This is a genomic window from Streptomyces sp. BE303, from assembly GCF_036290945.1.
Classification (GTDB): domain Bacteria; phylum Actinomycetota; class Actinomycetes; order Streptomycetales; family Streptomycetaceae; genus Kitasatospora.
Genome location: NZ_JAQYWZ010000911.1, coordinates 208,909 through 221,868 on the forward strand (window position 1 = coordinate 208,909; position 12,960 = coordinate 221,868).

General features: G+C 75.3%; 8 protein-coding genes. 5 read left to right on the plus strand and 3 right to left on the minus strand.

The features are described from left to right. The first annotated feature begins 37 nt into the window (after positions 1-37). Positions 38-766, plus strand: coding sequence for a transketolase (locus tag PUR56_RS36495; RefSeq protein WP_329952111.1), 729 nt, complete (start codon positions 38-40; stop codon positions 764-766). A 128-nt stretch (positions 767-894) separates the two neighbouring features. Then, a complete protein-coding gene (locus tag PUR56_RS36500; RefSeq protein WP_329952112.1) occupies positions 895-1,788 on the plus strand; it encodes a transketolase family protein in 894 nt (297 codons plus the stop codon). 7 nt (positions 1,789-1,795) lie between these two features. Here PUR56_RS36500 and treZ read toward each other — a convergent pair whose 3' ends face one another. The 3 genes from treZ to glgX form a co-directional block, all read right to left on the minus strand. Continuing rightward, the gene (treZ, locus tag PUR56_RS36505) at positions 1,796-3,628 is read right to left on the minus strand and encodes a malto-oligosyltrehalose trehalohydrolase (RefSeq protein WP_329952113.1); all 1,833 of its coding nucleotides are present in this window, start codon (positions 3,626-3,628) and stop codon (positions 1,796-1,798) included. After that, the gene (gene treY, locus PUR56_RS36510) at positions 3,625-6,099 is read right to left on the minus strand and encodes a malto-oligosyltrehalose synthase (protein ID WP_329952114.1); all 2,475 of its coding nucleotides are present in this window, start codon (positions 6,097-6,099) and stop codon (positions 3,625-3,627) included. Before treY ends, treZ begins: the two co-directional genes overlap by 4 nt. A gap of 229 nt (positions 6,100-6,328) precedes the next feature. After that, on the minus strand, positions 6,329-8,485 hold the full coding sequence (gene glgX / locus PUR56_RS36515; protein WP_329952115.1) for a glycogen debranching protein GlgX: 2,157 nt from the start codon (positions 8,483-8,485) through the stop codon (positions 6,329-6,331). A gap of 584 nt (positions 8,486-9,069) precedes the next feature. On the opposite strand from glgX, the gene PUR56_RS36520 reads away from it, so the two are divergent. The 3 genes from PUR56_RS36520 to PUR56_RS36530 all read left to right on the plus strand — a co-directional run bounded on the left by PUR56_RS36520 (position 9,070) and on the right by PUR56_RS36530 (position 12,783). Next, a complete protein-coding gene (locus tag PUR56_RS36520) occupies positions 9,070-10,350 on the plus strand; it encodes an SAV2148 family HEPN domain-containing protein (RefSeq protein ID WP_329881889.1) in 1,281 nt (426 codons plus the stop codon). Between the two features lie 375 nt (positions 10,351-10,725). Further along, positions 10,726-11,988, plus strand: a complete 1,263-nt coding sequence (locus tag PUR56_RS36525) for a Dyp-type peroxidase (protein ID WP_329952116.1) — start codon at positions 10,726-10,728, stop codon at positions 11,986-11,988. 93 nt (positions 11,989-12,081) lie between these two features. Further along, positions 12,082-12,783, plus strand: coding sequence for an exonuclease domain-containing protein (locus tag PUR56_RS36530; RefSeq protein ID WP_329952117.1), 702 nt, complete (start codon positions 12,082-12,084; stop codon positions 12,781-12,783). Positions 12,784-12,960 lie beyond the last annotated feature (177 nt).

Genomic DNA, 12,960 nt, shown 5'->3' on the forward strand with positions numbered 1-12,960 from the left:
TGACTTGAAGTCGACTTCAAGTTGGAGCATCGTGGTCATGACGACGAGCACCCTCCCCGCCATCCCCACCGCCACCACCACTCCCACCGCCGGTTTCGCGGACCTGCCGGGCCTGATGGCCCTGATGACCGGCGACGAGAAGCACGGGCCGGCCGCCACCTCCACCCTCGACGCCCTCTGGGTGCTCTACGACCGGGTGCTGCGGGTCTCCCCGGCCACGGCCGAGGAGCAGGACCGCGACCGCTTCCTGCTCTCCAAGGGGCACGGCCCGATGGCGTACTACGCGGTGCTCGCCGCCAAGGGGTTCATCGCGCCGGAGGTGCTGCCGAGCTTCGGCGCGTACGACTCGCCGCTCGGCCACCACCCGGACCGGATGCTGATCCCCGGGGTGGAGATCAGCTCCGGGTCGCTCGGGCACGGGCTGCCGCTGGGGGTCGGCACGGCGCTCGGGCTGCGTGCCCAGGGGCTCACCGACCCGGTGGTCTGGGTGCTGATCGGGGACGCCGAGTTCGACGAGGGGTCGAACCACGAGGCGGTGGCCTTCGCCGGTGCGTACGGGCTGGACCGGCTGAACGTCCTGGTGATCGACAACTCCTCCGCCACGCACGGCTGGGAGGGCGGCATCGCGGCCCGGTTCGCCGTCGAGGGCTGGTCGGCCGAGACGGTGGACGGGCGGGACCACGAGGCGCTGTACGCGGCGTACACCGCCGAACACCCGGGCCGCCCGCGGGTCGTGGTGGCCCGGGTGGAGCCGAAGGACTCCTGACCGCCGCCCCGGCCCTCCTCCCCGCCCCCGCACCCGCCGCCGCTCCGCACCCCCGGAACCACACCCGCACGACCCCGCCCCGCACGACCCCGCCCCGAACCACCCCGAACGGTAAGGAATCCCGACCGATGGACACCATGCGCGACCGCTTCGTCGACCTCACCGCCCGTCTGCTGGAGGACGACCCGCGATTGGCCGTCGTCCTGGCCGACGTCAGCGCCGCCGGCTTCACCGGGGCGGCCCGGCGCCACCCCGACCGCGTGATCAACGTGGGCATCCGGGAGCAGCTGCTGATCGGCGCGGCCGGCGGCCTGGCGCTCGCCGGGATGCGGCCGATCGCGCACACCTTCGCCAGCTTCCTGGTGGAACGCCCCTTCGAGCAGGTCAAGTTGGACCTGGTGCACCAGAGCGTCGGGGCCGTGCTGGTGAGCGCGGCCGGCTCGTACGACTGGCCGGCCGGCGGGCGTACCCACATGGCGCCGGGCGACGTCGCGCTGCTGGACACCCTCCCGGGCTGGACGGTCCACGTGCCCGGCCACCCGGACGAGGCGGAGCTGCTGCTGCGGCACGCGGTGGCGGACGGCGACCGCAACGTGTACGTCCGGCTCTCGGGGCACCGCAACGAGCACGCGGTGCCGGTCGAACCGGGCCGCTTCACCACCGTGCGCCGGGGCGCCAAGGGCGTGGTGCTCGCGGTCGGCCCGATGCTGGACGCGGTCCTGGCGGCCACCGCCACCCTGGACGTCACCGTGCTGTACGCGGCGACCGTGCGGCCGTTCGACGTGGCCGGGCTGCGGGCCGCCACCGAGCAGCACGCGGACGTGGTGCTGGTCGAGCCCTACCTGGCGGGGACCTCCGCCAACGAGGCGCACGACGCGCTCACCGACCGCCCGCACCGCGTGCTGGCCCTCGGCGTGCCGCGCAGGGAGCACCGGCAGTACGGGTCGATCCCGGAGCACCTGGCCGCGTACGGCCTGGACGCGGCCTCGCTGCGGGAGCGGATCGGCACGTTCCTCTGGTGAGGCCGGGTCACAGGCGGAGCAGCGCGACCGAGTCGGGCTCCAGCGTGAGGCCGTCGCCCGCCACCGCGTACCCGCCGTAGCCGGCCACCACCTCCGCCTCGCCGCCGAGCGGCACCGCGACGGGCGCCGTGCCCAGGTTGACCGCCGTCCGGTACCGCCCCCGGTGCACCACCAGCCACCCCGCGGCGTCGTCGAACTCGGCCCGGACCGCCGCGAGATCGGGGTCGGAGAACTCCGGCGCCCCGCGGCGCAGGCGGATCAGCGTCCGGTGCCAGTCGAGCAGTCCGGCGTGCGGTCCGCTTCGCGGTTCGGTCCAGTCGAGGACGGAGCGCAGCACGGTGGCGGGCTCCTGCGGGTCCGGTACGGCCTCCGCGGCCCAGCCGTGTTCGGCGAACTCCCGTCGGCGGCCCCGGCGGACGGCCTCGGCGAGGTTCGGGTCGGTGTGGTCGGTGAAGTACTGCCAGGGGGTGGCGGCGCCCCACTCCTCGCCCATGAACAGCATCGGGGTGAACGGCGAGGTGAGCACCAGTGCGGCGCCGCAGGCGAGCCGGCCGGGGGAGAGGGTGGCGGAGATCCGGTCGCCGAGCGCCCGGTTGCCGACCTGGTCGTGGGTCTGGAGGTAGCCGAGCAGCCGGTGCCCGTGGGCGGGCGGGAACGGGCGGCCGTGGTGGCGCCCGCGGAACGAGGACCAGGTGCCGTCGTGGAAGTACCCCCGGGTGAGCGTCCGGGCGACCGCCGCCAGCGGGGTTTCGGCGAAGTCGCCGTAGTAGCCCTGGGATTCGCCGGTCAGGGCGCAGTGCAGGGCGTGGTGGAAGTCGTCGCTCCACTGGGCGGCGAGGCCCTGGCCGCCGGCCTCGCGCGGGGTGGTGGTGCGCGGGTCGTTGAGGTCGGACTCGGCGATCAGGAACAGCGGCCGGTTGGTGGCCGTGGCCAACCGGTCGACCTCGGTGGCGAGTTCCTCCAGGAAGTGGACGGCCCGGTCGTCGGCGAGGGCGTGCACGGCGTCCAGCCGCAGGCCGTCGATCCGGTAGTCGCGCAGCCAGGCGAGCGCGCTGCCGATCAGGTAGGCGCGCACCTCGTCGGAGCCGGGTGCGTCCAGGTTGACCGCCGCGCCCCAGGGGGTGTGGTGCCGGTCGGTGAAGTACGGGCCGTACGCGGGAAGGTAGTTGCCGGACGGGCCGAGGTGGTTGTGCACGACGTCGAGGACGACGCCGAGGCCCTTGCGGTGCGCGGCGTCGACGAACCGCTTCAGGCCCTCCGGTCCGCCGTAGGGCTCGTGCACGGCCCAGAGCGAGACGCCGTCGTACCCCCAGCCGTGCTTGCCGGGGAACGGGCAGACCGGCATCAGTTCGACGAAGTCGACGCCCAGGTCGACGAGGTGGTCGAGGTGGTGGGTCGCCGCCTCGAAGGTGCCGGCGGCGGTGAAGGTGCCGACGTGCAGCTCGTACAGCACCGCGCCGGGCAGCGGCCGGCCGCGCCAGTCGGTCCGTGACCAGCGGAACCCGGTGTGGTCGACGGCCCGGCTGGGGCCGTCCGGGCCGTGCGGCTGCCGGGGGGAGCGCGGGTCGGGCAGCGGGCGGCCGTCGTCGAGCACGAACGCGTAGTCCCCGGCGGGTGCGTCGCCGTGCCACCAGCCGGCGCGGGTGGGGTCGCGGGTCAGCGGGTGGCGGGTGCCGTCGACCGCCACCTCGACCAGCTCGTCCGCCGACGGGGCCCAGACCTCGTAGCGGGCCCCCGCACGCGGGGTCCCGTCACGCGGTGCCCCGTCACGCGGCGCCCCGGCATGTCCGGTCGCCTCACGGTGGGTCGCGGCGCGGCCGGCCGGGTGGTCGGGCGTCATGCCTCGCTCCTTCTGGTCAGCAGCGCCACCGGGTACGCCGCCAGCAGGTCGGCCACCGGTACCGGGCCGGGCGGGAAGTGGCGCTCGGTGAGCTCGTCCGTCCACCGGCCGCCGGCCGGCAGGTGCAGCTCGGTGGTGCGCCAGCCGCCGGCCCGGTCGAGGCCGTACGGCAGCCGGGTGACCGCGGTGACCACGTCCGCCCCGCGCCCGAAGGCGAGCAGGTGGTCGGCGGCGGGGCCGACCGCGGTCAGCGGCCGGTGGGCGCCGAGGGCCCGGGTCTTCCGCAGGTGCAGCGCGGTCGTGGTGAGGTGCAGCTTCTCCCGGGCCGGGTCACCCGGCCGGGTCGCGGGCGAGTCGGTGAGCCGGACGGCCAGCGCCCCGAGGTCGACGACGCCCCGGTTGTCCGGGTCGACCAGGGTGTGGAGCGGCTCCTCGCTGCCCTGGTAGAGGTCGGGCACGCCGGGCACGGTGAGGTGCAGCAGCGCGGCGGAGAGCGTGTTGGACCGCGCGTACGGGGCGAGGGCGCTCACGTACCCCTCGACGCGGGGCAGCAGCCCGGGGTGGCCGAACACGGCGCGGGCGCGGTCGGCGAGGGCGCGTTCGAAGCGGACGTCGGGGGTGGTCCAGGAGGTGTGGACCTTGGCCTCCCGGGCCGCCTTGAGGACGGCGGCGACCAGCCGTTCCGGGGTGACCGGCCAGGCGGCGACCAGGGTCTGCCAGAGCAGCCAGTCGCTGTCCCGGTCCCCGCCCGGCCCGGCCGCGGTGGACCAGGCGGCGGCCTCCGCGGCCCAGGACCGGGGCTGCTCGGCGAGGACGGCGAGCCGGGCGCGGGCGTCGGCGCTGCGCTTGGTGTCGTGCGTGGAGAGGACGGTCATGGTGTGCGGCCAGTGCCGTTCGACGTAGTGGCACCAGGCGTGGAAGTCCTCCGGCCGCAGGCCCGGCCGGGCGGGCTCGCCGCCGACCTCGTTGAGGCTCAGCAGCGCGTTCCAGCGGTAGAAGGCGGTGTCCTCGACGCCCTTGGCGGCCACCGCGGCGGCGGTCTGGGCGAACCGGGCGGCGAACTCGTCCTGCTCGGGGCCGCGGCCGAGCCGGCCCGCCGCGAGGTCGGCGACCAGCCGGTCGGTGGGGTCGGCCGAGCCGTCGAGCGCCTCGTCCAGCTGCTCCGCGGAGGCGGCGGGCAGCGGCTCGCCGGGCCGGACGTACGGGCGGTAGGCGGGGTAGCCGGTGAGCAGCCGCTGCAGCGCGGCCCGCAGCCGCTGCGGCGGGTGGTCGGCGTACGCGGGCTCGGCGGCGCCGAGCCGGACGGCCAGCCGGACCAGCCGTTCGACCTCGGCGGCGAGCTCCCCCTCGGGGGCGACCATGTCGGCCCGGCCGCGCCGGGCGGCGGCGAGCGCCGGGTGCGGGTCGGCGCACGGTTCGCCGGCCGGGGCCGCGCCGTCGGCGGGCGACGCGCCGGTGACGAACGCCTCGTACGCGCCGGCCAGCCGGCAGGCGCCCGCGTGGTCGGTGAGCACCCCGTCGATCCGGCGCAGCGCGTCGTACCCGGTGGTGCCGGCGCACGGCCAGTCGGCGGGGAGCCGCTCGTCGCCGGTGAGGATCTTCTCCACCACCGTGTACGCCCCGCCGGTGGCCCGGGCCAGCCGCTCCAGGTACCCGCGCGGATCGGCCAGACCGTCCGGGTGGTCGATCCGGAAGCCGTCCAGGACGCCCTCGCGGTGCAGCCGCAGCAGCACGCCGTGCGTCGCCTCGAACACCTCGGGCTCCTCGACCCGGACGGCGATCAGCTCGTTGACGGTGAAGAACCGCCGGTAGTTGAGTTCGGTGCGGGCCAGCCGCCACCAGGCGAGCCGGTACCACTGCCGGGCGAGCAGCTCGGGCAGCGGGAGCCGCTCGGTGCCGGGGCGCAGCGGGAGGGCGTGGTCGTGGTAGCGGAGGGTGTCGCCGTCGACGGCCAGCTCGCCGAGGACGGCGCCGAGCCGGTCGCCGAGCAGCGGCAGCAGGACCCGTCCGCGCCCGGGGGCGTCGGGCGGGCCGGGCTGGGCGCTCCAGTCGATGTCGAACCAGCGCGCGTACGGCGAGTCGGGGCCGTCCCGCAGGACGTGCCAGAGCGGCCGGTTGAGGTGCTCGGGTGCGGGGACGGCCATGTGGTTGGGCACCACGTCGGCGATCAGCCGCAGGCCGTGCCGGTGCGCCTCGGCGGCCAGCGCGCGCAGGGCGTCCTCACCGCCGAGCTGCTCCCCGATCCGGCCGTGGTCGACGGTGTCGTAGCCGTGGGTGGAGCCGGGGACGGCCTCCAGCAGCGGGGAGAGGTGCAGGTGGGAGACGCCGAGGGCGGCCAGGTAGGGGACGGCCGCGGCGGCGTCGTGCAGGGTGAAGCCCGGCTGGAGCTGGAGGCGGTAGCTGGCGGTGGGGACGCCGGCGGGAGGGACGACGGCCGGGCGGGGCTGCGCGGGCTCGGCGGCGTTGGTCATGTGTCCATGCCTACCCGGCCGGGCCGGTACGCAAGACCCGTTGCTGACCCGAACAGGTGAGCGGCGCGGTGGACGGCCGGGCCCGGAGGCTCCCGCCGGGGCCGGCCGCGCCCTCGCGGCCCGGGCCCCCGCCGCCCGGTGCCCGCCACCGGCCGGCAGGGCTCTCGCCGGCCGGTGGCGGGCACCGTCCTTCCTGTGGGGGAGGCGGTGCGCCGGACCCCGGGGGATCTCACGCGGGCCGTTGCAGCACCATCAGCGAGCGGTCGGTGAGCCAGAGGGTGTCCCCGGCCTTGACCCGGGCGCCCGACCCCGGCGCGGGCAGTCGCGGCTGCGCGGTGTCCACCACCACCTGCCACTCCTGCCCGTGCCCGGCCGGGACGGTGAACTCCAGCTGTTCGAAGTGCGCGTTGAACAGCAGCAGGAAGGAGTCGTCGACGATCCGCCCGCCGCGCCGGTCCGGCTCCGAGATGGCGTAGCCGTTGAGGAAGACGGTGAGGGACTTGGCGTAGCTGGCGCCCCAGTTGCGCTTGGTCATCTCCTCCCCGCCGGGTGTGAACCAGGCGATGTCGGTGAGGTCCTCGTACCCGCCGGCGCCGTCCCCGGTGGGGCGGCCGGAGAGGGCGGGGCCCGAGACGGGGCGGCCGTGGAAGAAGCGGCGGCGCCGGAAGACGGGGTGGTCGCGGCGGAGCCAGACCATGCCCTGGGTGAACTCCAGCAGCCGGGCGCCGGGCCCGTCGCCGTCCGGCCAGTGCACCCAGCTCAGCTCGTTGTCCTGGCAGTAGGTGTTGTTGTTGCCCAGTTGGGTGCGGCCGAACTCGTCGCCGTGCGAGAGCATCGGTACGCCCTGGGAGAGCATCAGGGTGGCGAGGAAGTTGCGCTGCTGGCGCGCGCGCAGCTCCTCGACCGCCGGGTCGTCGCAGGGCCCTTCGGCGCCGCAGTTCCAGGAGCGGTTGAAGGACTCGCCGTCCCGGTTGCCCTCGCCGTTGGCCTCGTTGCGCTTCTCGTTGTAGGAGACGAGGTCGCGCAGGGTGAAGCCGTCGTGGCAGGTGACGAAGTTGATCGAGGCGATCGGGCGGCGGCCGTCGTCCTGGTAGAGGTCGGAGGAGCCGGTGAGCCGGGAGCCGAACTCGGCGAGGGTGGCGTTCTCGCCGCGCCACAGGTCGCGGACGGTGTCCCGGTACATGCCGTTCCACTCGGTCCACAGCGGCGGGAAGTTGCCGACCTGGTAGCCGCCCTCGCCGAGGTCCCAGGGCTCGGCGATCAGCTTCGCCTGGGAGACCACCGGGTCCTGCTGGACGAGGTCGAAGAACGAGGACAGCCGGTCGACCTCGTGGAACTGCCGGGCGAGGGTGGCGGCGAGGTCGAAGCGGAAGCCGTCGACGTGCATCTCGGTGACCCAGTAGCGCAGCGAGTCCATGATCAGCTGGAGCACGTGCGGGCTGCGCATCAGCAGGCTGTTGCCGGTGCCGGTGGTGTCCTCGTAGAACCGCTGGTCCCGGGCCAGCCGGTAGTAGGAGGCGTTGTCCAGGCCGCGCATCGACAGCGTCGGACCGAGGTGGTTGCCCTCGGCGGTGTGGTTGTAGACCACGTCGAGGATGACCTCGATGCCGGCCGCGTGCAGGGCCTTCACCATCGACTTGAACTCCTGCACCTGCTGGCCGCGGTCGCCGGTGGAGGAGTAGGAGGAGTGCGGGGCGAAGAAGCCGATCGTGTTGTAGCCCCAGTAGTTGGAGAGGCCGAGGTCGCGCAGCCGGTGATCACGGACGAACTGGTGCACCGGCATCAGTTCGATCGCGGTGACGCCGAGCTTGGCCAGGTGCTCGATCACGGCGGGGTGGGCGACGCCCGCGTAGGTGCCGCGGATCTCCTCCGGGATGCCGGGGTGGAGCCGGGTGAGGCCCTTCACGTGGGCCTCGTACAGGACGGTGCGGTGGTAGTCGGTGCGCGGCGGTCGGTCGGTGCCCCAGTCGAAGTAGGGGTTGATCACCACCGAGTGCATGGTGTGGGGCGCCGAGTCGAGGTCGTTGCGGCGCTCGGGCGCGCCGAAGTGGTAGCCGTAGACGGACTCGTCCCAGTCGATGTTCCCGCTCATCGCCTTGGCGTACGGGTCCAGCAGCAGTTTCGCGCTGTTGTGCCGCTGACCGAGCCCCGGGTTGTGGGGGCCGTGGACGCGGAAGCCGTACCGCTGGCCGGGCTGGACGCCCGGGAGGTAGGCGTGCCGGACGAAGGCGTCGGTCTCGCGCAGCTCGACGGAGGTCTCCGCACCGTCCTCGCCGAGCAGGCAGAGCTCGATCCGGTCGGCGCTCTCCGAGAACACCGCGAAGTTGGTGCCGGCCCCGTCGTAGGTGGCACCGAGGGGGTAGGGCTTCCCTGGCCAGACCTGCATGGCTCCTCAACTTCCCTGCTTAGAAGGAGAACTGACAGATAGTCCGATGGTCGGGCCGGACCCCGACGCTCTCTTCCCGGCCGGGCGGCCGGGCATGTGCGACGGTCGTGTGCCGTGACGCACGGCACAGTCCGCATACTCCCCGACGCGTCCCCCGAGGGCGGGGCCATTTGTGCCGTATTCGCCCGAACGGGTGTCCGCCCGGACTCCCGGGGCCGGTCCGCGGCCGGTCCGGGGTGCGTCGGGGGCCCGGCCGGAGCGGTTCCGGCGCCCGTGCGCGGCCCTGCGCGATCCGGCGCGTCCCGGTGCCGTCCGGGGGCTTCCGGGCGGGCGGGGCAGGTGAGACGGTTGGGGCGGGCGGGGGCCGGGGCGCCGCCGTGGCCGAACCGGCTGCGGGCGGTTCGCGGCGGGCAGTACTCTTGATCGTCCGGCCGCCCCGCACTCGTGGCGCAGTATCAGAAGGCCCGGCGGTGAGCCGTTCCGGACGAGCCGGACGGGCAGCACACAGACAGCAGCAGAGCCGGCCGTACGGCGAGCCGTACAGCGAGCAGGCAGCTCCGAGCAGGAACCAGGTGAGGTGGCGCATGGTGTTCCCCGCCGGCGGACGTGGCGGTGGGCCCGGCGGCCCCGACCGGGGCAGCGCCCGCAGCGAGGCGCAGACGGTCGTCATGCGCCCCGCCCTGACCGGCCGGGCGGTCGTGCCCGCGCAGGGCGGCCCGGTCGAGGTCCCCGCGCTGGCCTGGTCCGGCGCCGAGTGGGAGGACGCCTACCAACGGGTCCGGCTGTCCGGCCGCGCCTACGTCTGGCTCAACCTCGTCGAGCAGCGGCTCCGCTCGCTCGTCGACGAGGTGCTGCACCCGATCTACGCGCCCGCCCACGGCGAGGACTGGGTCACGGCCGCAGCCGGCCCGGCGGGCGAGGAGTGGGCGCACCGGGCCGGCGCCGTCCGCGAGGTCAGCCGCCGCAAGGGCTACCTGCTCGACCCGGCCGACGACGACCCGCTGGTCTTCCTCACCCTGCCCCAGCTGCGGGAGCTGATGGTCCAGCACTGGCCCTGCTTCGAGCCCTACCTGGCGGACCGTCGGGAGATAGAACTGGCGCTGGACGAGCTGGAGGTCGCCCGGCACGTCGTCTCCCGCAACCGCGTCCTCACCGGCACCGTCCTCGCCCAGACCGAACGCGCCGCCGCCCGGCTGCTGGCCCTGCTCGACGGCGGCGCCGGCGGCGTCCCCGCCGACGTCGTCGAGTCCCTGGTCGCCGGCCGCTACGCGGACGTCGTCGCCGTCCACCCCGACCGGGTCCGGCTCCAGCGCGACCTGCCCGTCGAGGACCTGCTCGACGGCGCCCGGCGGCTCGACGCGCTGGGCATCGGCCTCGGCATGCTCTGCCAGAACTACACCGGCAAGCGGCTCGTCCGGCTCGCCACCGACGGCTGCCGGGTCCGGCTGCTGTTCCTCAACCCGACCAGCAGCGCCGTCCGCCGCCGCGAACGCGAGCTGGGCCTCGGGCGCGGCGAGCTGGCCCGCTCGATCCAGATGAACATCCTGCACGTCCGCCGGGTCCGCGCCCGGCTGCGGGACCAGGGCGGCTTCGAGATCAGGGTCTTCGACGAGACCCCCCGGTTCACCGCCTACCTGGTCGAGGGCCCGGCCGGTGCGGGGCAGCTCGGCGCCGGCGGTCGCCGCCAGACCCGGGACCTCGGCGTCGTCCAGCCCTACCTGCGCCGCGCGCGCGGCATGGAGTCGCCCGCGCTGGTGCTGCGCGGCGGTGCCGGCCAGCAGCCGGGCGGGACGGACGCCGGGCTGCTGGAGGTCTACCGCGAGGAGTTCGAGGGCATCTGGGCGGACTCCCGGCCGGTCTCCTGACGCCCGCCTCCCCGGGCGGGGAGCCCGCGCCCCGGGGCCTCACCGAGGCGCCCTCGTGACGGGACCTCGCGAAAGGACCCCGCTGCGGCGACCTCGCGAAGGGACCTCGTGACGGGAGCTCGGCAAGGGGCCTCGCGACGGCTGCGGGCAGGGCGGCGGACGGGCCGTAGGCCGGACGGATGGAGACGGGCGGCTGATCGGCCGACGGACGGTCAGCCGGGGTGCACGTTCCGGGGGCGGGCCGGGCCGGGGCTTGCTAGCGTCGATTTCATGATCAGCAGGCCGGTTCCGGGCCTGCCGCGCGTCCCCCGGCTGCCGCGAGGCCCCCTTCGGCATGCCCGCGCACCCCTGCCCGTCGATCCGGAAGGCCCGCCGTTGTCCAGTCAGTACACGACCGACCCTGGTGCCCCCGGCGCCTCCCGCCGCAGCTTCGTCCGCACCGCCCTCGGGGCCGGCGCCGCCGGGGCGCTCACCCTCGGCACCGGCGGCGCCGCGCCCGCGGCCCCCGGGCCGCGCGCGACCACCGGCCTGATCCCGTTCCACGGCCTCCACCAGGCCGGCATCCTGAACCCCCCACCCGGGTACGGCACCTTCCTCGCCGTCGACGTCAACGTCGCCGACCGCACGGCGCTGGGGGCGCTGCTGCGCACCCTCACCGACCGGATCCGCTTCCTGACCGGCGGCGGCACCCCGCCCGACCTCGGCCCCGACGCCCCGCCCGCGGACAGCGGCACCCTCGGGACCGCCGCCGCCCTGCCCACCGACGACCTCACCGTCACCGTCGCCGTCGGCGCCTCCCTCTTCGACGCCCGCTACGGCCTCGCCGACGCCCGCCCCCGCAAGCTCACCGCGATGCGGACCTTCCCCAACGACGCGCTGCGCCCCGCCGAGTGCCACGGGGACCTCTCGCTCCAGGTCTGCGCCACGAGCCGGGACACCGTCGAGCACGCCGTGCGCGACCTGCTGCGGGCGCTCCGGGGCGCGGTCCGGCCGCGCTGGCAGCTGGACGGCTTCCAGAACCGCGCCCGTCCGTCCGGCGCCGCACGGAACCTGCTCGGCTTCAAGGACGGCATCGAGAACCCCGACGCCGGCTCCGCCCGGGACATGGACGAGCTGGTCTGGGTCGGCGCGGGCGGCGGCGAACCCGCCTGGGCGGTCGGCGGCAGCTACCAGGTGGTCCGGGCCGTCCGCACCCTGACCGGGCCCTGGGACGAGGTGCCGCTGACGGACCAGGAGCGGATGATCGGCCGCCGCAAGTCCGACGGCGCCCCGCTCGGCCGCGCCAAGGAGAACGACAAACCGGACTACGGCCAGGATCCGAAGGGCGCCGTGATCGCCCTCGACTCGCACATCAGGCTCGCCAACCCGCGCACCGACGCGGCCCGGGGCAGCCGCATCCTGCGCCGCGCCTTCACCTACGACCGGGGCCTCGACGCGGACGGCGTCCCCGAGCACGGCCTGGCGTTCTGCTGCTACCAGCAGGACGTGGTCCGCCAGTTCGAGGCGGTCCAGACCCGGCTCGCCGACGAGCCGCTGGCCCGCTTCCTCCGCCCCACCGGAGGCGGCTACTTCTACGTCCTCCCCGGCGTCCGGGACGCCGCCGACTGGTTCGGTCGGACCCTGCTCGACGCGGCCTGAGCGCCGCCCCCGCCCGCCCCACCGGCCGGATTGTCGGAGGGGCGGGCGATGATGGGGGCTGTTTCGACCAGTAGGACGGAAGGACACACCCCTATGAGCTGGTGGCAGCAGCCACTGGTCGGCTTCGACCTGGAGACCACGGGCACCGACCCGGCCGTGGACCGCATCGTCACGGCCGCCCTCGTGGACACCGTCGGGGCCCGCCGGCTGAGCGCCACCGGCTGGCTCCTCGACCCGGGCGTCCCGATCCCCGCCGAGGCCGAGGCGATCCACGGCATCGGCGACGGCCTCGCCCGCGCCAAGGGCCGCCCGGCCAAGGAGGCGGTGGACGAGATAGCCGCCGCCCTCTGCGAGCGGCTCGCCGCCGGGCGTCCGGTGGTGGCCTTCAACGCCACCTTCGACCTCTCGCTGCTCGACGCGGAGCTGCGCCGGCACGGACTGCCGTCGCTCGCCGAGCGCCTCGGCGGCCCCGTCGGACCGGTCCTCGACGCGCTGGTCATCGACCGCGCCGTGGACAAGTACCGCAAGGGCTCCCGGACGCTCCAGCGGGTCTGCGAGGTGTACGGCGTCGAGCTGACCGACGCGCACGAGGCCGGCAGCGACGCGCTCGCCGCCGTCCGGGTGGCCGTCGCGCTGGGTGAGCGCTACCCGGCCGAGGTCGGCGCCGTCCCGCCCGCCGAGCTCCACACCCGCCAGATCGGCTGGTACCGGGTCTGGGCCGAGGACCTCCAGGCGTGGTTCCGCCACGGCAAGGACCCGCAGGCCGTCATCGACCCCCGCTGGCCCCTGCGCTGAGGCGGCCGGTGGCCGGCGACCGGTGATCGCACTGCGCCCGCCCGCCCGACGCGGTGCGGGCGGCGGTGCGGGCACCGGTGCCCGGCGGCGCACCCGGCCCGTGACCGGAACGCGGGCCGGGTGCGGTCGCGTTGCCGATCCGCCGCCGGGCCGCCCGGCAGCCTGCCGTCCGGCGGC

Coding starts and splice junctions, on each gene's coding strand:
- treZ (WP_329952113.1), bottom strand. CDS start 3,628: ATGACGCCCGACCACCCGGCCGGCCGCGCCGCGACCCACCGTGAGGCG.
- PUR56_RS36500 (WP_329952112.1), top strand. CDS start 895: ATGGACACCATGCGCGACCGCTTCGTCGACCTCACCGCCCGTCTGCTG.
- PUR56_RS36520 (WP_329881889.1), top strand. CDS start 9,070: ATGGTGTTCCCCGCCGGCGGACGTGGCGGTGGGCCCGGCGGCCCCGAC.
- PUR56_RS36530 (WP_329952117.1), top strand. CDS start 12,082: ATGAGCTGGTGGCAGCAGCCACTGGTCGGCTTCGACCTGGAGACCACG.
- PUR56_RS36495 (WP_329952111.1), top strand. CDS start 38: ATGACGACGAGCACCCTCCCCGCCATCCCCACCGCCACCACCACTCCC.
- glgX (WP_329952115.1), bottom strand. CDS start 8,485: ATGCAGGTCTGGCCAGGGAAGCCCTACCCCCTCGGTGCCACCTACGAC.
- treY (WP_329952114.1), bottom strand. CDS start 6,099: ATGACCAACGCCGCCGAGCCCGCGCAGCCCCGCCCGGCCGTCGTCCCT.